Origin of the sequence: Bradyrhizobium diazoefficiens USDA 110 (assembly GCF_000011365.1) — a bacterium.
GTDB classification, from domain to species: domain Bacteria; phylum Pseudomonadota; class Alphaproteobacteria; order Rhizobiales; family Xanthobacteraceae; genus Bradyrhizobium; species Bradyrhizobium diazoefficiens.
In genome coordinates this window covers 4,644,191-4,666,352 of the sequence record NC_004463.1, presented here as the reverse complement: position 1 = coordinate 4,666,352, position 22,162 = coordinate 4,644,191, and the positions used below count along the sequence as shown (strand labels likewise).

Sequence of the window (22,162 nt, the reverse complement as noted above, 5' to 3'; positions counted from 1 at the left end):
CGAGCGAGGCAAGGGTAGCAAGCGCAGCCCGGATGGAGCGCAGCGTAACCCGGGACTGGCGCCGCGCGGTTAGCCCCCGGATTTCGCTGCACTCCATCCGGGCGACAAGTCTAGGGCATCTCATACCCAAGCTCCGGCCGCAGCGCCTGCATTTTCCGCGCCAGCCGCCGGTGCACGGTCTCCTCCGACCTCGCCAGGTGGTCGGCGACCGCGACATGGTCCGCATCGCTCTTGTGCTGGTTAAGCTTGGCCTGCCCCTCGATTTGGTCCACCACGAGATCGATGACGCGGATCGCAGCCAACATGCTCTCGCGCTTGTCCGGCTCCATCTGCGCGAGGTCCCAGGGCTGCTTCGGCAACCGCGCCTCGGCGACCGCGAGCAGCGCATCGCCGTGCCCGCGGTTCTCGTCGAGCCCGCGCAGATGCGCCACGCCCGACAGGTGCACCGCCTCGTAGAGCCAGGTCGAGACGTTGTCGCGCGAGGAATACCAGTCGTTGGAGATGTAGGCATCGTCGCCGGCAACGATCAGCAGGAAACGCCTGGTACCATCCGCAAGCGGCACGAGCGGATTTCTGGCCGCGAGATGGACCTGCACGATAGCTTGCCCGTCGCGCTGATCCAGCACGAACGGGACGTGCGAGGCGCGCGGGCCGCGCTCATCCGCCGCCACGATCACGCCGAAGCCGCGTTGCCCAGCGAATTCCAGCGCGCGCTGCTTCTCGATGCGGAATTGGGGACGGAGGACATGCATGGCGCGGCGCTCGACGGCTGGACGAAGGATGATGCGAGGCTACCTCATCATCCGGCGAAATCCGAAACGATATTGGGCTGCAAACGCGGATGTCAGCATTGATCTCGGCGTCGTGCCAGCTCGCCGAGATAGGCGCAGAACATGTCGGCGAGCCCCTCGGCATGGCGCGCGATCTCCGCCGCGCTGCGCGGCGTCTCCGAGAAGCGCTTGCCGACCTCGCTCAGCGTCGTCGTGATTAGTTCGCCGGCGACAGCGCGCGTCGCATCCGATGCCTTGGGCAGCGCCTCCCGCATGAAGGCCGCGACGATGCCCTTGCCGGCGGCCCGCGCATCGTGTGCCTCGGGCGCATCGCGATAGAGCGGCGCGGCGTCGCTGAGCGCCGTGCGGATCGCAGCCTCCTCGCACTCGGAGCGAATGAAAGCGTGGACCAGCGCGCGCAGCCGCGCCGGCGGCGGCTTTGCCCGGTCCGCGAGGATGCCGCGCAAGAGCTCGCTCGTGCGTTGCCACTCGTCGCGCTGGAGGCGGAACAGGATCGCCGCCTTGTTCGGAAAATATTGATAGAGCGATCCGACGCTCACCCCGGCCCGCTCGGCCACCCGCGCCGTCGTGAAACGCTGCGCGCCCTCCTTCGCCAGGACCTGAACAGCCGCATCCAGAATGGCCGCCACAAGCCCCGTGGAGCGGGCCTGTTGCGGCTGCTTTCGCGAGGAAATTGAACGGCTTCGACGATCGGCCATGGCGCGCCTGGGGAATGCGAATAGGAAATGCGACGAATTAGTCGTATTTCAGTCTTCGCGCAAGCACGCGCTTCTTCGCGAACCCTGGAGGCAACGAATGACCACCCCAACCATCACATCGCTTGCGCCGCTGCTGGACCGCCTGTTCCTCGAGGCCGAGGCAACACGGGGCGCAACGCTCGCAGCCGTCGCCGATTTGTCCGACGCCGACCGGGCGCGGATGATGCGAAGCAAGACCGATTACGCCGACCTCTACGGACGCCTGAAGGACGTCCCGCTCGCGGTATCCCGCGAGACCGGCGCCCTGCTCTACATGCTGGCGCGCAGCTCCCGCGCCAGAACGATCGTCGAGTTCGGCACCTCCTTCGGCATCTCGACCCTGCACCTCGCCGCGGGCCTGCGCGATAATGGCGGCGGCCGTCTCATCACCAGCGAGTTCGAGCCGTCCAAGGCAGCGCGGGCACGCGACAACCTCTCGGCCGGCGGGCTGCTCGATCTCGTCGAAATCCGCGAAGGGGATGCGCTGAAGACGCTCAAGGCCGATCTCCCTGACACGATCGATCTCGTGCTGCTCGACGGCGCCAAGGCGCTCTACCCTGAGATCCTGGATCTGGTCGAGGGCCATCTCAAGCCGGGCGCGATCATCGTCGCCGACAATGCCGACGACAGCCCCGACTATCTCGCGCGCGTGCGCATGCCCGGCAGCGGCTACATCTCCACGGCCTTTGCCGAGGATGTCGAACTCTCCGTGCGGATCAACTGACGCCACGTCGAGCCGCCGCGATGCCATTGAGCCGCTGCGCGATTCATCGCGCGGCGGCTGCGCGTCATCGGCGACAGACCGCGGAACATCACGTCCGCGTCCGTGTCGCACCCTCGTCACTCACATGTGATAGCAGCTACCGGCAGAGCGATGTTCCACGTGCTAAACATACCTACCGCGCGGTATCTTTCCTGCGCTACGCCCGAGCCCGCCATGACCTCCGCCTTCAATGCCTACACCGCGCTTGCCCTCGCCATCGTCTCCGAGGTCATCGCGTCCGCCTTCCTGCAGCAATCCGCACAGTTCACGCGGCCGTGGCCGACGCTCGCCATGGTCCTGTTCTACGTCGCCTCGTTCTACGCGCTGTCGGTCGCGATCCGGGTGATCCCCCTGAGCATCGCCTATGCGATCTGGGGCGGGGTCGGCATCATCCTGACCGCCACCGTCTCCTTCGTGCTATTCCGCCAGATGCTCGACGCCGCGGCGTTCGTCGGCATCGGGTTGATCGTATCCGGCGTCGTCATCATCAACCTGTTCTCGGAGACGACGGTGCACTGATGCCGGCCAGCGCCTATAGCCGCGCCAAGCAGCCCGAGCAGGTGCGGCGCGCCCTGCTCGACCACGCTGCGGCCATTGCCACGGACCATGGCGTCTCCGGCATCACGGTGCAGGCCGTGGCGGCGGCGGCCGGCGTCACCAAGGGCGGCCTGTTTCATCACTTCGGCAGCAAGCAGGCGCTGATCGAGGGCCTGTTCGCCGATCTGCTCGCCCGCGTCGATGCCGAGATCGACGCCGCAATCGAAACCGATCCCAAGCCGCGCGGCAGCTTTACCCGCGCCTATGTCAATGCGGTGTTCATCGGCAAGGCGTTCGGCTTCACCACGCCCTGGGCGGCGCTGAGCATGGTGGTCGTCACCGATCCGTCACTGCGCCGGCTCTGGAACGACTGGATGAAGGCACGCCTGAAGCGGCATCGCGCGACCGACGGCACGCCGGAGCTCCATGTCGTGCGCCTCGCCGCCGACGGCGCCTGGCTGTCCTATGTCACGACCGGACAGACGCGCATGAACGCCGAACTGCGCGCCGTGCACGGCCGGCTGATCGCGGAGACCTATCGGCGCGGATAGCGACCTTTTTGTCGGCGCTGGCTACTGGCTTGTCACTGGCTTGGGCGGACGCGGCGCGGATCGGGAGGATTTTGCGCCGGGCTTGGCCGCGGCTCGCGGTGGCGGCGCATCGACGGACTCCAGATACGCGGCGAGCGCCTTGGCGGAGTCAGAGCTGGTCGCGTAGTGGTCCTTCAGGAACCATGACAGCGTCAGGCTGAAGCGCCCCTTGGCAAGACCGCGCGGGCTCCGGTGGCAGGTCGCGCAACCATCGGCAAACAGCTTTTCGGCCGACTTGCCGGCATCGAGATTTTGAGCGGATGCGACCGTCGCCGTCAGTGCGGCGGCGGCTGCGAGAATCATCAGGGGCGCGATCAGGTCGCGCCCTGGCCGAAAGTGCGAAGTCAAATGTCGTCCCCTAGCCCCGTCTTGCGGTCACGCCGCCAGCAATTGATCGAATTCGGGCGGCGCGTAGGCCTTGCCGTCCTGGTCGGTGATGACGACCCGCCATCCCTCGCTCGCCCACACCCTTGCCTTCGCCACGATGAGCAGGCGGCTCTCGCGGGCGAAACTGTACTTCTCGTTGTCGCGTTCTGCGATCATTTTGTAGGCCAATGCGTGTCCCCTTGCGTTGCCCCTGCACCCGCTTCCTCGTGGCAGCGGGCTTTGGCGGCAATTCGCCGGGAGCGTGGCAATTTGGTGCCATCCGCAGGCAGCATCGCACCGGCGCACCCGCAGCCGGGTGACCGGATCGAACGCGTGCCGCGTTCGGCAGCTGGGGGCCGGCCCGTCACATCAGCAACGGAACCGATCGCGCCACCTCCGAACTCCGCTAATGGACGCGGATGATGTGCGGACGGCCGAGATCGATCAGCCCCTGCACCGCCGACAGGCGATCGTCCAGGGCCGCGATCGTAAGCAGCAGATTGTTGCGCCGTTCGTCGAGAAGACCCATCTCGGCGCCGGAGAGTTTGGCGTTCGCCCGCTGCTTGTGGATGCTTTCGAGCGAATCGCGCAGTGTGGCGATCAAGCCGGTCAACTGCTTGACCTCTTTCGTCATGGACCGCTTCGCGACATTTTGGCGGCGCGTCTCCGCCTGGCTCTGTCTCATCGTCATCCTCCCGTGCCCCGCTGCCCCGAGTGGATGCTTACAGCTTTGGGTAGACATATTACGATCGATGAAATCTGCCCGCGAAGAACTTTCTTAAATTGTACGCGCAGGGAACCCGACTAACAGAAAGCCCGGCGCGAGGGCCGGGCTTTCGCAATGACGTTAGTGCTTCTCGTGACCGCCACCGGGACCGCCGGCCGGCGCGCCACCACGCGGAGTGGCGTTGATGTGCTGAGCACCGCCGCCCGGATGCGGCATCGCAGGTGCTGCCGCGCGCGGCGCCGGCATCTGCGCATGGGCATTCATCGGCGCGCCATGGCTGACGTTCGGCTGCGCCACATGCGGCGTCGCGGGCCGGGCCGCAGGCGCGGCCGACACGCGCGGAGCTTCATGAGCTCGCGCCATCGGCTGCGCACGCGTTGCGGCGCGGCTCGCCGCATGCTCGTGCATCATGCGCGCCTGCGCGTCGCGCGGGTTGCGGTTCTGCTGCACGGTCGTCCGCGCATTCACCAGGCGATCGCTTCGCCCGACGCGAGTCCGGTCGGCCGCAACCGCAGCGTCGCGCTTGGCGATGGCTGCGTCATGCCGTGCCGTCACGGCATCGCGTCCGGAGATCGCGGCGGCGCCCTTTGTATTCGCGCCATTGCGCCCCAGTGCGATCGCCGCATCGCGTGTCGCCGCACGGCCGATACGGGCCGCACTCGGATCAATCGTCATCCGCGTCGCGAAGCGCTCGTGCGAGCTCCAGTAACTATTCCAGTAGGCATGGCGGCGATACCAGGGCCGCCCCTGATAATAGCTCGACCAGTACGAGCTCAGCACGAAGGGCACGACGGGCACGTCGATCTCGTCGACATAGTCGGGGAGATAGACGTAGTGATTGCGGTAGAGATATTCGAGATATTGCGACGACACCCAGCCGCGATCGTCGGAGAAGCTCACGTCGCACCAGGCATTGCCGCGCAGGCAGCCATGGATGTTGACGCGGGCGCCCTCGGGGATGCGATCGACCACGGGGAATCCCGACCCCGGTCCGGCGCGCAAGCCGGTCGAAACGGTGACGATGCCCGGCGCGGCCAGCGCGGCCGTCGGGGCGAGTAGCAGTGCTGCAACCAAAATGCTTCTGAGTCTCATGGCGTATTCCTCCTCTGCGAGTCGGAACGCGCAGAAGGAACGAGCGTTCCTCCTAGAGCTGCCGCATCAGCCGAAAGATTGAATGCGCGCGGAGTTCAATATTCATCCGCCGTTCATCGGTACGACGAGCGCAACACGGCGAACGTCAATTCACCGGCAGCATGAACCCGTCGAAGTACGACGCGAGCCCGGCAAGATCGTCGAGCGGCAGCACGTTCGCGACGTATTGATCCGGCCGCACGACGACCATGCAACCGGCCTTCCGATCGATGCCGCGCATCGCAAACACATCGTGACCGCTCTTGAAATCCGGACAGAACATCTTTTCGTAGTCAAGCAAACCGTAGCGGCCTTTGCGCGGCAGCAGCAGCGGTGGCATCGCCTCGATCGCAAGCTCGCGATGATCTTGCTGAAACACCGCGCGCAGATCGATCACGGCGTCGATGTCGGCGCCTCCGGGGGTGTATCGCCTCACCGGCGATTCCCCTGCCTCGGTGAGAAAATTGCACAACGCACGAATGGCGGAGCCGGCCGCCGCCGGATTCTCCGCGCCGGAAAATGCATAGATGCGGAAGCGTCCGTCGGCCTGCGCTGCGTGGCCGAGATGAACGGGCTTTGCGTCCGCCAGCCGGATCACCGGCGCGGAATGGAAGCGCTTGCCGATCACGAGGCCTTCCGCAAGATGCTGATGGGACAAAGCCCCCGTGAGGACCGAGGGCGTGTAATGCGTCGCGGTGCCGGCCGTATAGCGGCCGTGCCGGACAAAATAGTCCTGCGTCATGGCGGCATCGGCGCCACCGGCCTTGGCCGCAGAGGCCAGAATCCCCGACCATTCGCGGTCGAAGTCGATCAGCTCTTTCGCGACCGCCTGGCGCTCCGCGGAATAGGAATGCAGCAGGCTTGGCGCACTCTGCTTGCGGAGCACGGCGGCGAGCTTCCAGCCGAGATTGAAGGCATCCTGCATCGAGACGTTCATACCCTGCCCCGCCTTCGGGCTGTGGGTATGGCAGGCATCGCCGGCGATGAAGATGCGCGGCAGGCGGGTCGCGGTCTCGGCTTCCGGCACGTCGTCGAACTTGTCGGTCAGGCGCTGGCCGATCTCGTAGACCGACCACCAGGCGATCTCCTTCACGTCAAGCGTATGCGGTTTCAGGATCCGCTGCGCCTTGGCGATCACGTCATCGGCGGTGATGTTGCGGCTGGCGACGCGCTCGCCGACGTCGAGCTTGGCGAGCTCGACATAGATGCGCACCATGTAGCCGCCTTCGCGCGGAATGATCAGCAGGCTGCCGTCCTTCGCCGACTGGATCAGGGCCTTGAAGCGGATGTCCGGAAAATCGGTCACCGCCAGCACGTCCATCACGCCCCAGGCGTGGTTGGCGGAATCGCCGTGCAGTTCGCGGCCGATCGACTTGCGCACGGTGCTGCGCGCGCCGTCGCAGCCGACGACATAGCGCGCCCTGATCGTCTCGACCTTGCCCTCGTTTTCGGCGTCGACGCGTTCGAGGCGCACGGTCACGGCATGGTCGGCAGGCCCCGCGGCCGGATCGACCTGGAGGTCGAGCAAGCGGCGGCTGTAATAGGGCTCGAGCTTGGCCGGCGATTTGCGCATGACGTCGAGAAAGCCGTCATGGATGCGCGCCTGGTTGAGGATAACGTGCGGGAATTCCGACAGCCCGTCCTCCACGTCCTGCACCCGGCCGCTGCGGACGATGGTCTCGGGCCGCCGTTCGTCCGGCTTCCAGAACGTCGTCTCGTTGACCCAATAGGCTTCCTTCAGCACGCGCTCGCTAAAGCCAAAAGCGTGGAACATCTCCATGGTGCGGCAGGCGACGCCGTCGGCCTGGCCGACCGACAGCCGGCCCGGCTTCTGCTCGACGATGCAGGTCTTGATGTCAGGAAATTGGGCAAGCTGGGCCGCGAGCGTCAGGCCTGCGGGCCCACAGCCGACGATGAGGACGTCGACCTCGTCGGGCACGCCGCCCGCTGCACCGGGGGCCTGAACGCGTTCAGCGGGATCGGCGATTTCAGGGTCGCCCGGCTGAAATCCATTGAGATGGAATTGCATGAGCACCTCTCCCGTCAACGTCTTCTTCGATATTGCTCAGTATGCTGACTATCAGTATACTTGTCAACGGATCCCGCCCTCCCTGTGACCTCAGGAGAATTCGGTGAAAGACAACAACGACATGCCCGGTCATCTGGCGCGCCGCTTCCAGCAGATCGCGGTCGCGGTCTTCCTGGCCGAGGTCGGGGATGCCGGCTTCGACCTCACGCCGGTGCAATACGCCGCGCTCGCGACCATCAAGGCCAATCCGGGGCTCGACCAGGTGACGCTCGCAGGGTTGATCGCCTATGACCGCACCACCATCACCGGCGTGATCGATCGCCTCGTGCAGAAGGGCCTGGCGGAGCGCCGCGCCTCGAGCCGCGACCGCCGCGCCCGCGAGCTCGAGGTCACCGACGAAGGCCGGCGCACGCTGCGCAAGATCACGCCTGCGGTCGAGTCCGCACAGCGCATCATGCTGCGCGGCCTCAGCGCCAGGGAAGGCGAGGAGCTGATGCGTCTGATGCGCAAGGCGATCGCTGCCGGCAACGAGCTCAGCCGCGCCCCGCTCCGCGATGTGCAGGCCTAAGCCGCATTCATGCCCGTAATTGTCGCAGCGCCGCGAAACCAGGAACTAACCTTCGGCTGCTACCGTCGGCCCCATTCGGCGCTTAACGCGCGATTAACTTGCCGTTCGGGAGTTTCGGATGTTCAGGTTCCTCATTGCGGCCGCGGCCATCGCGCTCTCGACCGGCCATGCGCTCGCAAACGGCCATGGCGGCGGCGATACCCCTCCTCCGCCCAAGCCCGAGGCGACGACCGCGCCGGCGAAGGTGGTCATCACCAAGCAGGGTCCCAAGCTCGTCGATCCCAAGGGCATGACGCTCTATTATTACGAGCGCGACACCACCGGCAAGACGTCGAACTGCAACGGTAAGTGCACCGAAAGCTGGGTTCCGCTCGCCGCAACGGCCGACGCCAAGGCCGTCGGCGACTTCACCGTGATCAGCCGCAACGACGGCAGCAGGATGTGGGCATACCGCTATCGCCCGCTCTACACGTCACCCGCCGACAAGGCGCCGGGCGATGCCAACGGCAACGCCACGACGCTGCAATGGCGCATCGCACGGCCCGGGGAGTAGGGCCCGAGCGGCAGCGCCGTGACGCGCTGGTCACCCGCGCCAGCGCGTGCCCGTCTCGACCTGCGCGTTCTGCCCGGGCGGCAGCACCACGACCATCGAATTGAGCTTCACCCGGTCGTAGAGATCGATCACGTCCTCGTTGCGCATCCGGATACAGCCTGACGAGATCGCCTGCCCGATATATTCGGGCTGGTTGGTGCCGTGGATGCGGTAGAGCGTGTCCTTGTTGCCGACAAAGAGATAGATGCCGCGGGCGCCCAGCGGATTGGCGGGACCGCCGGCGACGCGCGCCGGATACGGTCCAAGCCGCGCCTGGATGTCCGCTGTCGGAACCCAATCCGGCCATTCCGCCAAACGGCCGACGCGCGCGACGCCCGAGAAGGCCATGGCCTCCTCGCCGACCGCGACGCCGTAGCGGATCGCCTTGCCCTCGGGCAGCACGAAATAGAGGTAGCGCGCATCGGTATCGACCAGGATCGTGCCCGGCTGCTCCTTGCGCTGGTAATCGACGATATGACGGAGATATTGCTCGGGCACGTTCGCCTGAGCGTATGGCGTATGCGCGAGCAACTGCCGGTCGCGCGGCGTCATGCTCGCATCCGTGGATGGCGAAAGCGTCGTCTGCATGCAGCCGCCGAGCGGCAGCATGGCAACAACGAAAAGAGCGAGAACAGATCTTGGCACCGCCGGCCCCCCCGATAGCGGATAGCAGCACCCCCAGCAGCGTCAGATATTGCCCAAATCGTGCTGAAAACAAGGCAATGCGGAACACGTCCGCGTGTTTTTCCGGCGGAGTTCCATCACCACAAACGGCAGAAGACCGTCGCATCATCTCCATCCCCTCGCCTTGCTTTGGTCAAACCCGGCTGGACTCGTGCGTCATCAGACTTGGGATGGGGCTCACCTCAACAGATCGGCTCGCGCCAATGCGGACGACGAAGGCTTCAAAGGAGCTGCGATGCTCGCGATGCTGAACAGCAAGCAAATCGTCGATGAGATCGTGAAGGACACGGTCAAGGACAACGATCCGCACGACGCGGTTCAGATCTCGCCGGATATCGTGCTGGCCTCGCGCCCCGTCGGCGCTGCCCCCGCGCTGGCGCCTGACATCACGCCGCGTCCGGAGCCGAAATTCGCGCCCGGGCCCAGAATCAATCCGGAGCCGAAGTTCAGTCCTGTTGTGGAGCCGCAGCCGGCGATGCCCTCGGTCGACACCGCGGTGCGCGTAACGGCCGGCGACGGTCACGGCCGGCAGAAGCGATCCGCCGCCGGCAAGTGGCTGCGCGGCGCTTTCGTCACGTTTCTGTTCGCGGGCGGCAGCGCGGCTGCCACCATCGCCTGGGAGAAACACGGCGACGTGGCGAGGCAAATGCTCGCCGACTGGAAACCCGTATTGGCGTCGCTGATGCCTTCGACGTCACAGCCGGCGCCGGTCGCCGCTGCGCAGTCCGCCCCGCCCGCGGCGGAAGCTGCAACCGATCAAACAGCCGACCAATCCCCGACGCCGGCAGCGACTCAGTCGGCGTCTGCGGCCGTGCCCGCAGCAGCGCCGTCCGAAACAGCTCAGTCGGTGCAATCGATGACGCGGGATCTTGCCGCAATGGCGCAGCAGATCGAGCAACTCAAGGCCAACATCGCCGAGTTGAAGGCCGGACAGGAGCAGATGGCGCGCGAGATGGCGAAGCCGTCCGCACCGAAGCCGATGGCTGCGACGATGCCGGTCGATCCACGCGCGCGCGTTTCCGCGCTACCGCCGCGGCCTCCGGCTCCACCGGTTCGCAAGCCGAAGCCGGCCGTGACGCAGACCTACATGCCGGCGTATTCGCCCGCACCGGTCGCGTCTCCGCCGCCGCCGTCACAGGCTGCCGCGGTCCCACCGCCGGTCGCGCCGGCCGCCACGACACAAGCCGTTGCCGATGACGATGGACCCGTCGTGCGTCCGCCAATGCCGCTGCGCTAGAGCGTTTTCGAGCGAAGTGGATACCGGTTCGCGTAAAGAAAACGCGTCAAAACAAGAATCTAGAGCCTTTCCCGTTCCGATTCCATCGGAACGGGAAAGGCTCTAGACCAACGCCGGGCGATCGCACAGCATCGGTAACGCAGCGTCGCTGCAAGCTGTCCGACTCGATGCGATGCGTTAAGTCCGGGCCACTACGGAGATCGATGCTTCGATCGTCTTACGACGAACGAATAGGCCAAGAGAGAAAAGGCCGTCGGGATCTATGCCGACGGCCTTCTCTTGCAACTGCCGGTTCCCGGAGCCCGGTTCTGTTGCAATTCCATGCCTCATGATCACGCTGACATATTTAATAAAATCTTAACGCGCCTGCATGCTGCACATCATTTCTGCGCCATAAGCACAGAGATTGCGCGCTTCATTCATTCGATAAAGATCGACTCAGTGGTACCATCCGGGATGTGTTGAGACTTCCGTTGAAGACTTGTTTTCCAGACTTGTCGTCGAGACTTGGGTCGTAACACCGGGGAATTCGGATGCCTTACTACTACTTCGATCTTGTGGTTGGTGAAGAGTTCAAGAACCAGGGCGGAATCATCCTCGAGGATATCGAGGTCGCCTCCGATCGCGCCCACCAACTGGCCAACGAGCTGTCGCAGGTGAAGCCGGAGCTTCAGCAAAAGGGTTGCGCGGTGCGCGTCACCGACCGCGATCACAACGAGCTCTATCGCACGCCGCTCGATCCCGTGCCGGCCTGGCAGCGCTAGGCTACTCCAGCACCGGCGCCTCGAACCAGTTCGTCAGCGACAATCCGCCGTCGACGACGAAGGCCGCGCCGGTGACGTAAGCGGAGAGCTTGTTCGACAGCACCGCGAGCGCCATCGGTGCGAGGTCTTTCGCCTCGCCCAGACGCCCGAGCGGGATGTGCCGCGCCAGCGAGGCATCCGCGACGAAACCGCCGGCAGCGATCGCACCGGGCACCAGCGCGTTGACGCGAATGTCGTGGCGCCCGAACGTCTTCGCGAGCTCCTTCACCAGCATCGCCATCCCCGCCTTCGCCGTCGAGTAATGCGGCAGGTTACGCGGCGTGCCCGCATGCAGCGAGGTGAGGAACAGGAACGAGCCGGGCCGCTTCGCCGCGATCAGCCGCTTGGCGATCTCGCGCGCCAGATGAAAACCCGCATCGAGGTTGACGGCGTGCATCTCCTGCCAGGTCCTGCGATCCACCGCGAGCGCATGATCGGCCTCGCGTCGCGGCGGCGAAGCGCTATGCACGAAATGCGTCACCTCGCCCAGCGCGGCGTGTGAGGCGGCAAGCAGCGCATCGCAGGCATCGAGCCTCGCGAGATCGCCGACCCAGGGCACCGCGTGTCCAGGCCTCTCGCTCGCGCCGATCGCGGCACTGACCCGCTCCGCACTCACGTCGGCGAACACGGTCCGGACGCCCTCGCCGACCAGCGCCTGCGCGATCGCGCGGCCGATGCCGTTGCCCGCGCCGGTGACGAGCGCCGTGTCGGTTGCGGGATCGAACGGCGCGCTGAACAGGCTCATGTCGCTCTCCGGGTCCGGGAGCAGCCAATCTAGCGCACCGCACGGAGACGCGACAATTGCGTCCCGGCGCCATTGCGGAGCGGCGCGCCGGACGCTAGCCTCCCAAAAAAATCGAGGAGGTACCAAGGATGCGCTATGGTTTTCTGATGACGGGCCTTTTGCTGCTTGCCGCGCCGGCACAGGCGGGCGACGCGCCGCCACGTTCGACCTATGTGACGATGGTCTTGCAGGCCTTCGCCGCCAAGGTCGAGTGCCCCAACACGGATCTCGTCTATCAGGACCTCGTGCAGAAGGCGCAGCAGATGCAGCTGCCCGACGGCACCACCGAGAAGGTGCGCAAGGCGATCGCCTGGATGCACACCGGCGGCAAGATGGGCGAGAAGCAGGACGACGAGCTGATGGCCGAGGTCGCGGTGGCGACGCAGGCGACCGATATGGACCAGCGCCGCCTTGGCATGCCCGGCTGGTGCGAGGCCCAGAAGACCAACCTCGCCGGCCTGATCCGCAGCAAGGGCGGCTAGAGCGTTAAGCACACCGCGGCGGAACCGCCGCCGCGGCCAATAATCGTCACAATCCTCGCCAGCATGCGGGCCGCTTCGAACAGGAGATCCGTATGCGAATGGTTCATTTCGTCTTCGCCGGCGCCCTCGCGATCAGTGCCGTGCTGACCACCCCGGCCTTTGCGAAGAATACCGACGCCCAGAAGGGCGAGGACAAATCGACCTCCTCGTCGTCCTGTAGCGCCTATCAGCAGGCGCCCGACGGTTCGTGGGAGCAGCTTTCCTGCAAGGAAACGAACGAGCGCGGCCAGCCGCAAACGCAACATCGCGCCCCGGCACAGGGAACCGATCACGAGGAGCGCTGACTGTTCCCGTTCCCCGTGGTCAGCTCTGGTGCGGCCCACGTATGACCTTCATGGCATCCGCGATGTGACGCCATTCCTTGGCCTCATCGGCCTCGCCGCGGCCCTCGCAGGCCTGGGCCTGCTCGGCGGCCTTCGCAATCGCAGCAAAGCCGTGCCGTTCGAGCATCTGGCGTGCGACGGTGTGGACCTGGAGCTCCGACATCATGGGTGCTCTCCCGTGTGATGAAACCGCGATGCACGCTTGGTGGAGCCGCGGATTTCCTACAACGATCAAGTCGCGGGTCTCGTTCCGATCACCCGCAGCAACGATAAAAGGCGGCCCGCCATGCCCGGCGGACCGCCTTCTCACCCACCCCAAAACCTGATGTCGTCGGCCGCGTCCCCTACGCGACCGCCACGCGCTTGCGCTCGAGATCGTTTGGCACCTCGATATCGACCTCCAGGGTCGACACCTCGTCGCCGCGCTCGAGCCGCACGATTACCTTGGTCGGATCCAGCGTGACGTGCTTGGACACGACGGCGAGAATTTCCTCACGCAGCACGCCGAGCAGGTCGGGCTGGCCGCGCATTCCGCGTTCATGCGCGAGCAGAATCTGCAGCCGTTCGCGTGCGACGGGTGCAGAAGCCTTGTTGCCGCGGAGAAGTCGGAGCAGACCCATGCTCATGCAGCCCTCCGTCGCAGCAGACGATCCATGAAGCCCTTGCGCTCCGACGGCACCTGCATGGCGACGGTCTCGCCGCACAGCCGCCTCGCCGCATCGATATAGGCCCGTGCGGGTGCGCCGTCCGCGTTCGACAGCGTCACCGGCGTGCCGACGTTGGAGGCCTTCAACACGTCCTGGCTCTCGGGAATGATGCCGAGCAAGGGCGTTGCCAGGATTTCGAGGATGTCGTCGATGGTCAACATCTCGCCGCGCGCCGCGCGGGAGGCATCATAGCGGGTGATGAGAATGTGCTTCTCGACCCGCTCGCCCTTCTCGGCCCGCACCGTCTTGGAATCGAGCATGCCGATGATGCGATCGGAATCGCGCACCGAGGACACTTCCGGATTGGTGACGATCACGGCCTCGTCGGCAAAGCGCATCGCCATGGAGGCGCCGCGCTCGATGCCGGCCGGGCTGTCGCAGATCACCCAGTCGAAGCGGCCGCGCAAATCGTCGATGACCTTGCCAACGCCCTCTTCCGTCAACGCGTCCTTGTCGCGGGTTTGCGAGGCCGGCAGCAGCCAGAGATTCTCCAGCCGCTTGTCGCGGATCAGCGCCTGCGGCAGTTTTGCGACGCCCTGCACCACGTTGATGAGGTCGAACACCACGCGGCGTTCGGCGCCCATGACGAGATCGAGATTGCGCAGGCCGACGTCGAAATCGACGACGACGACCTTGTCGCCGCGCTGCGCCAGGGCAGCCCCCAGCGCGGCGGTCGTCGTGGTCTTGCCGACCCCGCCCTTGCCTGATGTCACGACCAGTACCTTACTCATCTGAAATGTCTCCTTTGCTGGTCAGTTCAGTGCTGTAATTCGCATGGTATTCCCCTGCAGCCAGGCCTGCGCCGGCTTGCCGCGCAAGGCGGCATCGATGTCGTCCGCAGTCTGGTAAAACCCATCAATTGCAAGCAGTTCGGCCTCGATCTTCTGGCAATAGATGCGGGCGCTCGTGTGCCCGTTAACCCCCGCCATGGCCCGGCCGCGCAGCGCGCCGTAGACGTGGATGGAGCCGCCGGCGACGACCTCGGCGCCGGAGCCGACGGAGCCGAGAATGGTGACGTCGCCTTCGGGGAAGATCACGGTCTGGCCCGAGCGCACGGGGTTTTCGAGCAGGAGCGAGGTTGGCTTGGCCTCCGCCTTCTCGACCTTCTTCGGCGCGCTCGGCTCGACCACGCAGCTGCGCCCGCCCGAGAGCAGCGGCGGCATCATGGGGGTCAGCCGGCCCTCCTCCACGCCCTCGATCCCGAGCACGCGGATGTTGCGGTCCTGAAGGCTGGTGAGCAGATGATTGATGCCGGACTGGCTGAGATCGACCGAGGACAGGTCGATCACCACGGGCCGGCCGGCGAAGAAGCCCGGCGAACGGGCGATGGTGGCGTCGATCTCCTGGAGCCAGTCCAGGATCGGAACCGTCGGCACGAACACGAAGGCCACGTAGGAGCGCCCGCGCAGGCGCACCATTTGGCGTTGGACTTTTGCTGCAGCCTCCATCGGCCGACTCGTTCCCTGTTATTGAATGGTTAACGATGCGGCGGATGTGGTTAACGACTGGTTAATTTCTCCGCGGGGTTACGTGAGTTGGGTGTGGGTCTTGGGCGGCTCGTCCGCACGGGACAGCCGCCGTGACCTCCGGTGTCGTCCTGGCGAAGGCCAGGACCCATACCGCGGAATCCATCGATTACGGACGGTGGGAGTACCGAACGACGAGTCTTCGCCAAACAACGTCTTGGGGTAATCGCGACGAGCGCGAGCGCTCGCGCGGAGGTCCTGGCTTTCGCCAGGACGACGATACGGAAGCCCCCCTACCCCCTACTTCTTCACCTTGCTCGCATCCATCTTGATGGCGGGATCCAGCATCTTGGTCGTGAACGCCGTCGTCACGTCGAACGGCTTCTCCATGCCGAGATAGGTCTGGACCAGTTCGTAGTCCTTCTTCATCCGCTCGCCGTCGATCCAGCCGAGGCTCTTCGTCGTCGTGAACTCGTCCGTCATCAGGAACTTGATGCGCTCCCACTGGCGCTCCTGGTTCTCCTTGTCGAGGCCGGAGACCTGGTCGAGCAGCGCCTTCAGGCACGGCGTGACGTCGGCGACGCAGGCTGCAAAGGCCTTCTGCGTGACGCGAACGAAATCCTCGACCACCTTCGGGTTCTTCTGCAAGTAAGCACCGTTGACGATCAGCGAGTTACCGTAAGGGTTGAGCCCGATGTCCTTCCAGTTGACATAGCCGAGGTCCTGGCCGAACTCGATCGCCTTCACATCGTGCTCATTGTAGAAGTCGCTGATGATGTCGACGGTGTGGCTCTTCAGCGCCGCGACCTTTGCGGTGGGCCCGATATTGACGAAGCCGACCGCATCAGACGCAAGGCCTGCAGCCTTGGCGAAGGCCGGCCACATCACGCGCGAGGCGTCCCCGGGCGGATTGCCGATCTTGTGGCCGGCGAAATCCTTCACCCCGTTCACGCCGTAGCTCTTCAGCCAGTAGAAGGTCTGGCCGGTGTTGGCGTAGACGCTCATCACCGCGACCGTGTCGGCGCCCTTGCTCTTGGCCACCAGCATGGTGGCGAGGTCGGCGACGCCGAACGGCGAGCCGCCCGAGCCGACCTTGGCGGCGGAGACGCCGGAGCCCTTGCCGGTCTCGATGGTGAGGTCGATGCCGGCCTTCTCGTACCAGCCCTGCGCCTTCGCGTAATAATAGGGCGAATGGTCGGCCGTGGGCGTCCAGTTCAGGATCAGGTTCACCGCCTCGCCCGCGTTCGCGGGCACGCCCGGCAAGCCGAGCATCAGGGTCACAACCGCCGCCTGCAAACGCTTCATCGCTTGTCTCCTCATTGCCGCGACCCGGCTTGTCGCTCTCCCCATGTGAGGCTACCAATGCAACAAGCCCGCCCTCCACTTGTCAACTGTTTGGTTGGAAATGCCCGCAAAACGATCTGGCGACACCGTGCCGCAGCGGCGCGACCCGGTCGCCACCCGCAAGAAGCTGCTGACCGCGGCGCGCCTGGAGTTCGCCCGGCACGGCCTTGCGGGCGCCCGCGTCGACGAGATCGCCGAGCGCGCCGGCGTCAACAAGCAGCTCGTCTACCACTACTTCGGCGACAAGGACGCGCTCTACCTCGCCGTGCTCGAATGGGTCTATGAGGACATCCGCGAGCAGGAGCGCAGGCTCAATCTGGAAGGCCTGCCGCCCGACAAGGCGATCCGCCGGCTGATCGAAGCCTCGTTCGACCACCTGGCGGCAAACCCTGATTTCATCGTGCTTCTGAACGACGAGAACCGCGGCGGTGCCCGTCATGTCCGCGGGTCCACGCGGCTGGAGGCGATGCATTCCCCGCTGGTGAAAAGCGTCTCCCACATCCTCCATGAGGGCGTGCGTTGCGGACTTTTCCGGAAAGGGATCGACCCCGTCCAGCTTTACATCTCCATCGCGGGCCTCAGCTACTTCTTCTTCTCCAACACGCCGACGCTCTCGGCGATCTTCGGCAAGGACCTGTCGAGCCGCGCCCAGCGCCGTGCCCGGCGCAGGCATGTCGTCGACCTGGTGCTCCAGTCGCTCCGGCCATAATCAACCAGATGGTTGAAACTTGCCCCGGGGACGGTTAGGCTTGCCGTCGTGGCGGAGAGGCCACGAGCAACGGGGAGCGAAAGGTGGCAGGTGACGGAGCAGGCCCGGCCCGCAGCTTTGCGATCATCCTGATCGTGCACCTCGCCGTGCTCGTGCTGTGGCAGGTCGCGGTCGATGCCTTCCACGTGCCGAAATTCATCCTGCCCTCGCCGCTCGCGACCGTGCAGACACTGGGAACCGCGAGCTACGCCTGGGGCTCCAACACGCTGGTGACGGCGATCGAGATCCTCGGCGGCTTCGCACTCGGCGCATTCGTCGGCATCACCCTCGCGGTGATCTTCAGCTGGGCGCCGCTGGTCAGCATGGTGCTGCTGCCGCTGTTCGTGACGCTGAACATGATCCCGAAGGTCGCGCTCGGCCCGCTTCTGATCGTCTGGTTCTCCTACGGCATCGTGCCGAACATCCTGATCGCCTTCAGCATCTGCTTCTTCCCGATCCTGCTCACCACCGCCCGCGGCCTGCGCGAGGTCGAACCGGATCTGCTCGATCTCGTCAAATCGCTGCGCGGCTCGCGCTGGACGCTGTTCCGCAAGATCCAGCTGCCGGGATCGCTGCCCTACGTGTTCTCCGGCATGAAGGTCGGCGCCATCCTGGCGGTCGCCGGCGCCATCGTCGGCGAGTTCATCGCCTCCGAGCGCGGGCTCGGCTACCTCATGATCCAGGTGCAGTCCTCGCTCGACACCCCAGCGATGGTGATGGCCGTGGTGCTGCTGACGCTGCTCGGCGTCGCCCTCTACGGCCTCGTGCTCGCCCTCGAGCGCATGTTCGTGGTCGGCGATGCAAGACAGACTTGATAACGGCAGACCTGAAAACGGAAAACCTGACTGACCAAGGACCGACCGATGCTCCTCACCCGCCAGACGCTGCCGAAGACCATTCCTGACATCGCCGCGCTCGACGATCTCCTGTGCCGGCCGACCCAGGCGCTGATCGACGACCTCAACAAGGTCGAGGGCGACATCATGATCCTCGGCGTCGCCGGGAAGATGGGCCCGACGCTGGCGGGGCTCGCCAAAGCCGCCGCGCCGGATCGCCGCGTCATCGGCGTCGCGCGCTTCAGCGAGGCGGGCGTCAAGGACTGGCTGCATCGGCGCGGCGTCGAGACGATCAATTGCGACCTGCTCGACGAGGCCGCGATCAACGCGCTGCCGAGGGCGCCCAACATCGTCTTCATGGCCGGCCGCAAGTTCGGCGCCGAGGGCGATCTGTCGCTGACATGGGCGATGAACGCGCATGTCCCGGCCCTCGTCGCGCAGGCCTTCCCGTCGTCGCGGATCGTGGCGTTCTCGACCGGCTGCGTCTATCCCTTCGCGCCGGTCGACGGCAAAGGCGCGACCGAGGACATGGCGCCAAATCCGCCCGGCGAATACGCCCAGTCCTGCGTCGGCCGCGAGCGCATGTTCGAGTATTTTTCGCGCAAGTTTTCGACGCCGGGCCGGCTGTTCCGGCTCAATTACGCGATCGACATGCGCTATGGCGTGCTGCACGACATCGCCACGAAGGTGCTGACGGGCACGCCGATCGACGTCAGCCTCGGCCACGTCAATTTCATCTGGCAGGGCGATGCGTCCGCGCAGGCGCTGCGGTGCCTTGCCCATTGCACGGCGCCGACCTCGCCGATCAATGTCAGCGGCCATGAGATTCTCGCCGTGCGCGATCTCGCCGCGAAATTCGGCGCTCGCTTCGGCCGCGCCCCGGTGCTGACCGGCGAGGAAGAGCCGACGGCGTGGCTGACCGATACCTCGCAGGCGGTCGAGCTGTTCGGTCTGCCGGTCGTCGACACCGAGCAGTTGATCGCCTGGACCGCGGACTGGGTGTCCCGCGCCATGCCGAGCCTCGGCAAGCCCACCAAATACGAGGTGCGCGATGGCCGCTATTGACGATCCGCCCATCATCAAGCTCGGCGCGGACGATGCGATCGCCGGGCTCGTGCTGTCGGTCGAAGCGCACTGGAACCAGACCGAGGAGGACTGGCGCATCTTCCTGCGCGACGGCGTCGTGTTCGGCATTCGCGATGGCATGCGGCTGGTCGCGACGGCGGCACTGCTGCCGTATTCCGGCAGCAACGCCTGGATCAGCATGGTGCTGGTATCAGACACGCATCGCCGCCGTGGCCTTGCAACGCGCCTCGTCGACGCCTGTCTGGAGACGGCGCGCAGGAACGGCCTGACCAGCTGGCTCGACGCGACCCCCGATGGTGCCGCCGTATACGGGCCGCTCGGCTTCACACCGACCCTGCAATTGCGCCGGCTGAAATTGGTCAATTCAACGCAAGCGTCCGCGCGGGCGCCTGCGGCCGCGACGCTCGACGCGCTTTGTGCACGGGACCGGCGGGTCACCGGTTTCGACCGGACCGCCCTCCTGACCGCCTTCGCACAGCGCTCCACCTCGCGTATCGTCGCAGCGAACGGATGCATCGCGCTGGTCCGCGACGGCAGAACCGCGCGCCACATCGGTCCCTTGTTCGCAGATCATGCCGTCGAAGCGCTGGCCCTGGTCCAGGCGATCGCGCGATCCGAGACCCGCCCCCTCCTGCTCGACGCTGTCGCCTCGCAAGGCGCGTTCCTGGAGGGATTGACCGCTTCGGGCTGGACCGTCGAACGCCCGTTCCAGCGCATGCGCTTCGGCCCCGCCACCGCCGCGGGCGAGGAAATGCCATTCGCCGTCGCCGGCCCTGAATTTGGATAGGACATCATGCACCACAGCCAGATCAATGCCGACGTTCGCAAGCTGATCGCCGACGGCACCGTGCTGCCGGCGCACCCTCTTGCGCTCACCGCCGAGCGAAAGCTCGACAAGACGCATCAGCGCGCGCTGACGCGCTACTACATCGACGCCGGCGCCGGCGGCCTTGCGGTCGGCGTGCATACGACGCAGTTCGCGATCCGCGACGTCGGCCTCTACCGTCCCGTGCTGGAGCTCGCCGCCGAGACCGCGGCGAGCTGGACCAGGCGTCCGCTGGCGATGGTCGCGGGACTTGCCGGTCCGACCAGGCAGGCAACCACTGAAGCGCGCACCGCGCGCGACATCGGCTATCACGCCGGCCTGCTCAGCCTCGCCGCGATGAAGAGCGCCTCCGAGGACGAGATTATCGCGCACTGCACCGCGGTCGCCGCCGAAATTCCGTTGGTCGGCTTCTATCTCCAGCCGGCCGTCGGCGGCGTCATCCTGTCGAGCCAATTCTGGCAACGCTTTGCCTCGATCGACAATGTGATCGCGATCAAGATCGCGCCGTTCAACCGCTACCGCACGCTCGACGTGCTGCGCGGCGTCGCAGCCGCGGGTGCGCTCGACCGCGTCGCGCTCTACACCGGCAATGATGACCATATCCTGCTCGATCTCATGCTGCCGTTCGACCTGCGCGACAACGGCGTCACCACGCGCACCTATTTCAAGGGCGGACTGCTCGGCCATTGGTCGGTCTGGACGGCGAGCGCGATCGGGCAATTCGAGCGCTGCAAGGCGGCGCGGCACAAGGACAGCGTGCCGGCCGACCTGCTCGCGCTCGATGCCCGCGTCACCGATTGCAACAGCGCCTTCTTCGACGTCGCCAACAATTTCCACGGCTGCATCGCCGGCTGCCACGAGATCCTGCGGCGCCAGGGCCTGATGCAGGGGCTGTGGTGCCTCGATCCGGCCGAGGGCCTCAGCCCCGGCCAAAAGGAGGAGATCGACCGCGTCTGCCGCGAGCACGCCGACCTCAGCGACGATGACTTCGTGGCCGCCAACCTCAGCAAATGGCTGGCATGACGGAAGAGCCCTTCATCAGCCTGCGCGGCGTCCGGAAAATTTACCGCAGCGGCGGCGCGGAGTTTCTCGCCGTCTCCGACGTCACCATGGACGTGAAGGAAGGCGAGCTGGTCTCGCTGGTCGGCCCGTCCGGCTGCGGCAAGACCACGGTGATGAAGATTCTGGCGGGCCTGCACGGCGCCGACGGCGGCACCGTGAAGATCGGCAGCGCCAGGAGCCCGTTCGATCCGACCCGCGACATCGGCATGGTATTCCAGCAGGCGCTGCTGCTGAAATGGCGCACGATCCTGGACAACGTGCTGCTGCCGGCCGAGATCGTGGGGCTACCGATGAAAGCCGCGCGCGAGCGGGCGCGCGACTTGCTCAACCTCGTCGGGCTTACCGGCTACGAGCAGAAATATCCGCAGCAGCTGTCAGGCGGCATGCAGCAGCGCACCGCCATCGCGCGGGCCTTCATCCACGATCCCAAGCTAATCCTGATGGACGAGCCGTTCGGCGCGCTGGACGCCTTGACGCGCGAGCAGATGAACCTGGAGATGCTGCGGATCTGGCGCGAGAGCGGCAAGACCATCATCTTCGTCACGCATTCGATCCAGGAAGCGGTGTTCCTGTCCTCGCATTGCGCCGTGCTGACCGCGGGCCCGGCGAAGATGGCCGATTACTTCCCGATCGACCTGCCCTTCCCGCGCGACCTTCCGCTCAAGACGACGGATGCGTTCGGTGCCTATGCGCGGCGCATCTACGCAAAGCTCGGGCTGGGCGCGGCGTAAACCGCTCCCTCCGCCGTCATTCCGGGGCGCGACGAAGTCGCGAGCCCGGAATCCATCGGGCGGCAAGACACGCGGTGAAATGGATTCTCAGATGCGCAATTGCGCATCATAGCTCCCGCCAAGAGGCGCGCCCCGGAATGACAGTGTCCTTC

The 22,162-nt window shown here is 65.7% G+C and carries 29 protein-coding genes; 15 read left to right on the top strand and 14 right to left on the bottom strand.

From position 1 onward, the window contains the following. Positions 1 to 110: 110 nt before the first annotated feature. Both BJA_RS21040 and BJA_RS21035 read right to left on the bottom strand, forming a co-directional pair. Entirely contained in the window at positions 111 to 752 is a 642-nt protein-coding gene (locus tag BJA_RS21040) for an FMN-binding negative transcriptional regulator (RefSeq protein ID WP_011087004.1), read from the bottom strand. Between the two features lie 92 nt (positions 753 to 844). Further along, positions 845 to 1,489: a TetR family transcriptional regulator gene (locus tag BJA_RS21035; protein WP_011087003.1), complete on the bottom strand. Its 645-nt coding sequence runs from the start codon at positions 1,487 to 1,489 to the stop codon at positions 845 to 847. 97 nt (positions 1,490 to 1,586) lie between these two features. Here BJA_RS21035 and BJA_RS21030 point away from each other — a divergent pair, with 97 nt between their 5' ends. The 3 genes from BJA_RS21030 (at position 1,587) to BJA_RS21020 (ending at position 3,379) form a co-directional block, all read left to right on the top strand. Further along, entirely contained in the window at positions 1,587 to 2,252 is a 666-nt protein-coding gene (locus tag BJA_RS21030; protein WP_011087002.1) for an O-methyltransferase, read from the top strand. A 213-nt stretch (positions 2,253 to 2,465) separates the two neighbouring features. After that, positions 2,466 to 2,810 (top strand): DMT family transporter, encoded by a 345-nt coding sequence (locus BJA_RS21025; protein WP_011087001.1) that lies wholly within the window; start codon positions 2,466 to 2,468, stop codon positions 2,808 to 2,810. Then, positions 2,810 to 3,379 carry a TetR/AcrR family transcriptional regulator gene (locus BJA_RS21020; protein WP_011087000.1) on the top strand — a complete coding sequence of 190 codons (570 nt, stop codon included), beginning with the start codon at positions 2,810 to 2,812 and terminating at the stop codon, positions 3,377 to 3,379. Before BJA_RS21025 ends, BJA_RS21020 begins: the two co-directional genes overlap by 1 nt. Before the next feature lie 21 nt (positions 3,380 to 3,400). Here BJA_RS21020 and BJA_RS21015 read toward each other — a convergent pair whose 3' ends face one another. From BJA_RS21015 to BJA_RS20995, 5 genes are all read right to left on the bottom strand, one after another. Then, positions 3,401 to 3,721: a hypothetical protein gene (locus BJA_RS21015; protein WP_011086999.1), complete on the bottom strand. Its 321-nt coding sequence runs from the start codon at positions 3,719 to 3,721 to the stop codon at positions 3,401 to 3,403. A gap of 72 nt (positions 3,722 to 3,793) precedes the next feature. Beyond that, positions 3,794 to 3,973, bottom strand: coding sequence for a hypothetical protein (locus BJA_RS21010; RefSeq protein ID WP_028171193.1), 180 nt, complete (start codon positions 3,971 to 3,973; stop codon positions 3,794 to 3,796). Between the two features lie 217 nt (positions 3,974 to 4,190). Further along, positions 4,191 to 4,469 (bottom strand): hypothetical protein, encoded by a 279-nt coding sequence (locus BJA_RS21005; protein WP_038966825.1) that lies wholly within the window; start codon positions 4,467 to 4,469, stop codon positions 4,191 to 4,193. 162 nt (positions 4,470 to 4,631) lie between these two features. Continuing rightward, positions 4,632 to 5,603 (bottom strand): SH3 domain-containing protein, encoded by a 972-nt coding sequence (locus BJA_RS21000; RefSeq protein ID WP_011086996.1) that lies wholly within the window; start codon positions 5,601 to 5,603, stop codon positions 4,632 to 4,634. A 145-nt stretch (positions 5,604 to 5,748) separates the two neighbouring features. Continuing rightward, on the bottom strand, positions 5,749 to 7,671 hold the full coding sequence (locus BJA_RS20995; protein WP_038966821.1) for an FAD-binding monooxygenase: 1,923 nt from the start codon (positions 7,669 to 7,671) through the stop codon (positions 5,749 to 5,751). A 103-nt stretch (positions 7,672 to 7,774) separates the two neighbouring features. Between BJA_RS20995 and BJA_RS20990 the strand changes: the two genes are divergently transcribed. Together BJA_RS20990 and BJA_RS20985 are read left to right on the top strand one after the other, a co-directional pair. Next, a complete protein-coding gene (locus BJA_RS20990; RefSeq protein WP_011086994.1) occupies positions 7,775 to 8,239 on the top strand; it encodes a MarR family winged helix-turn-helix transcriptional regulator in 465 nt (154 codons plus the stop codon). A 118-nt stretch (positions 8,240 to 8,357) separates the two neighbouring features. Continuing rightward, entirely contained in the window at positions 8,358 to 8,792 is a 435-nt protein-coding gene (locus BJA_RS20985; protein ID WP_011086993.1) for a COG4315 family predicted lipoprotein, read from the top strand. Positions 8,793 to 8,822: 30 nt separating this feature from the next. Here the strand turns inward: BJA_RS20985 and BJA_RS20980 are convergent, their stop codons facing one another. Further along, on the bottom strand, positions 8,823 to 9,476 hold the full coding sequence (locus BJA_RS20980) for a L,D-transpeptidase (RefSeq protein ID WP_011086992.1): 654 nt from the start codon (positions 9,474 to 9,476) through the stop codon (positions 8,823 to 8,825). Between the two features lie 274 nt (positions 9,477 to 9,750). On the opposite strand from BJA_RS20980, the gene BJA_RS20975 reads away from it, so the two are divergent. After that, complete coding sequence (locus tag BJA_RS20975) at positions 9,751 to 10,752, top strand: hypothetical protein (RefSeq protein WP_038966820.1); 1,002 nt, start codon at positions 9,751 to 9,753, stop codon at positions 10,750 to 10,752. 533 nt (positions 10,753 to 11,285) lie between these two features. Beyond that, positions 11,286 to 11,516, top strand: coding sequence for a DUF6894 family protein (locus BJA_RS20970; RefSeq protein WP_028171187.1), 231 nt, complete (start codon positions 11,286 to 11,288; stop codon positions 11,514 to 11,516). A 1-nt stretch (position 11,517) separates the two neighbouring features. Here the strand turns inward: BJA_RS20970 and BJA_RS20965 are convergent, their stop codons facing one another. Then, positions 11,518 to 12,300: an SDR family NAD(P)-dependent oxidoreductase gene (locus BJA_RS20965; RefSeq protein WP_028171186.1), complete on the bottom strand. Its 783-nt coding sequence runs from the start codon at positions 12,298 to 12,300 to the stop codon at positions 11,518 to 11,520. Positions 12,301 to 12,428: 128 nt separating this feature from the next. Here BJA_RS20965 and BJA_RS20960 point away from each other — a divergent pair, with 128 nt between their 5' ends. Both BJA_RS20960 and BJA_RS20955 read left to right on the top strand, forming a co-directional pair. Beyond that, positions 12,429 to 12,821 carry a hypothetical protein gene (locus tag BJA_RS20960; protein ID WP_011086989.1) on the top strand — a complete coding sequence of 131 codons (393 nt, stop codon included), beginning with the start codon at positions 12,429 to 12,431 and terminating at the stop codon, positions 12,819 to 12,821. A gap of 92 nt (positions 12,822 to 12,913) precedes the next feature. Beyond that, positions 12,914 to 13,165 (top strand): hypothetical protein, encoded by a 252-nt coding sequence (locus BJA_RS20955; RefSeq protein WP_038966819.1) that lies wholly within the window; start codon positions 12,914 to 12,916, stop codon positions 13,163 to 13,165. A 19-nt stretch (positions 13,166 to 13,184) separates the two neighbouring features. On the opposite strand, the gene BJA_RS20950 is transcribed toward BJA_RS20955, so the two are convergent. From BJA_RS20950 to BJA_RS20930, 5 genes are all read right to left on the bottom strand, one after another. After that, a complete protein-coding gene (locus BJA_RS20950) occupies positions 13,185 to 13,370 on the bottom strand; it encodes a hypothetical protein (RefSeq protein ID WP_038966818.1) in 186 nt (61 codons plus the stop codon). 178 nt (positions 13,371 to 13,548) lie between these two features. Further along, positions 13,549 to 13,830 (bottom strand): cell division topological specificity factor MinE, encoded by a 282-nt coding sequence (gene minE / locus BJA_RS20945; protein ID WP_011086986.1) that lies wholly within the window; start codon positions 13,828 to 13,830, stop codon positions 13,549 to 13,551. Further along, complete coding sequence (gene minD, locus BJA_RS20940; RefSeq protein ID WP_011086985.1) at positions 13,827 to 14,642, bottom strand: septum site-determining protein MinD; 816 nt, start codon at positions 14,640 to 14,642, stop codon at positions 13,827 to 13,829. The genes minE and minD overlap by 4 nt, the downstream gene beginning before the upstream one ends. Before the next feature lie 21 nt (positions 14,643 to 14,663). Continuing rightward, positions 14,664 to 15,359 (bottom strand): septum site-determining protein MinC, encoded by a 696-nt coding sequence (gene minC, locus BJA_RS20935; protein WP_011086984.1) that lies wholly within the window; start codon positions 15,357 to 15,359, stop codon positions 14,664 to 14,666. A 318-nt stretch (positions 15,360 to 15,677) separates the two neighbouring features. Next, positions 15,678 to 16,682 (bottom strand): ABC transporter substrate-binding protein, encoded by a 1,005-nt coding sequence (locus BJA_RS20930; protein WP_038966817.1) that lies wholly within the window; start codon positions 16,680 to 16,682, stop codon positions 15,678 to 15,680. A 100-nt stretch (positions 16,683 to 16,782) separates the two neighbouring features. Here BJA_RS20930 and BJA_RS20925 point away from each other — a divergent pair, with 100 nt between their 5' ends. The 6 genes from BJA_RS20925 (at position 16,783) to BJA_RS20900 (ending at position 22,010) form a co-directional block, all read left to right on the top strand. Next, on the top strand, positions 16,783 to 17,430 hold the full coding sequence (locus BJA_RS20925; RefSeq protein WP_011086982.1) for a TetR/AcrR family transcriptional regulator: 648 nt from the start codon (positions 16,783 to 16,785) through the stop codon (positions 17,428 to 17,430). 83 nt (positions 17,431 to 17,513) lie between these two features. Then, complete coding sequence (locus BJA_RS20920; protein WP_011086981.1) at positions 17,514 to 18,284, top strand: ABC transporter permease; 771 nt, start codon at positions 17,514 to 17,516, stop codon at positions 18,282 to 18,284. A 48-nt stretch (positions 18,285 to 18,332) separates the two neighbouring features. Then, positions 18,333 to 19,370: an NAD-dependent epimerase/dehydratase family protein gene (locus BJA_RS20915; RefSeq protein ID WP_011086980.1), complete on the top strand. Its 1,038-nt coding sequence runs from the start codon at positions 18,333 to 18,335 to the stop codon at positions 19,368 to 19,370. After that, positions 19,357 to 20,178 (top strand): GNAT family N-acetyltransferase, encoded by an 822-nt coding sequence (locus BJA_RS20910; RefSeq protein ID WP_011086979.1) that lies wholly within the window; start codon positions 19,357 to 19,359, stop codon positions 20,176 to 20,178. The genes BJA_RS20915 and BJA_RS20910 overlap by 14 nt, the downstream gene beginning before the upstream one ends. Positions 20,179 to 20,184: 6 nt before the next feature. Next, positions 20,185 to 21,240 (top strand): dihydrodipicolinate synthase family protein, encoded by a 1,056-nt coding sequence (locus BJA_RS20905; RefSeq protein ID WP_011086978.1) that lies wholly within the window; start codon positions 20,185 to 20,187, stop codon positions 21,238 to 21,240. After that, positions 21,228 to 22,010: an ABC transporter ATP-binding protein gene (locus tag BJA_RS20900; RefSeq protein ID WP_011086977.1), complete on the top strand. Its 783-nt coding sequence runs from the start codon at positions 21,228 to 21,230 to the stop codon at positions 22,008 to 22,010. Before BJA_RS20905 ends, BJA_RS20900 begins: the two co-directional genes overlap by 13 nt. Positions 22,011 to 22,162 lie beyond the last annotated feature (152 nt).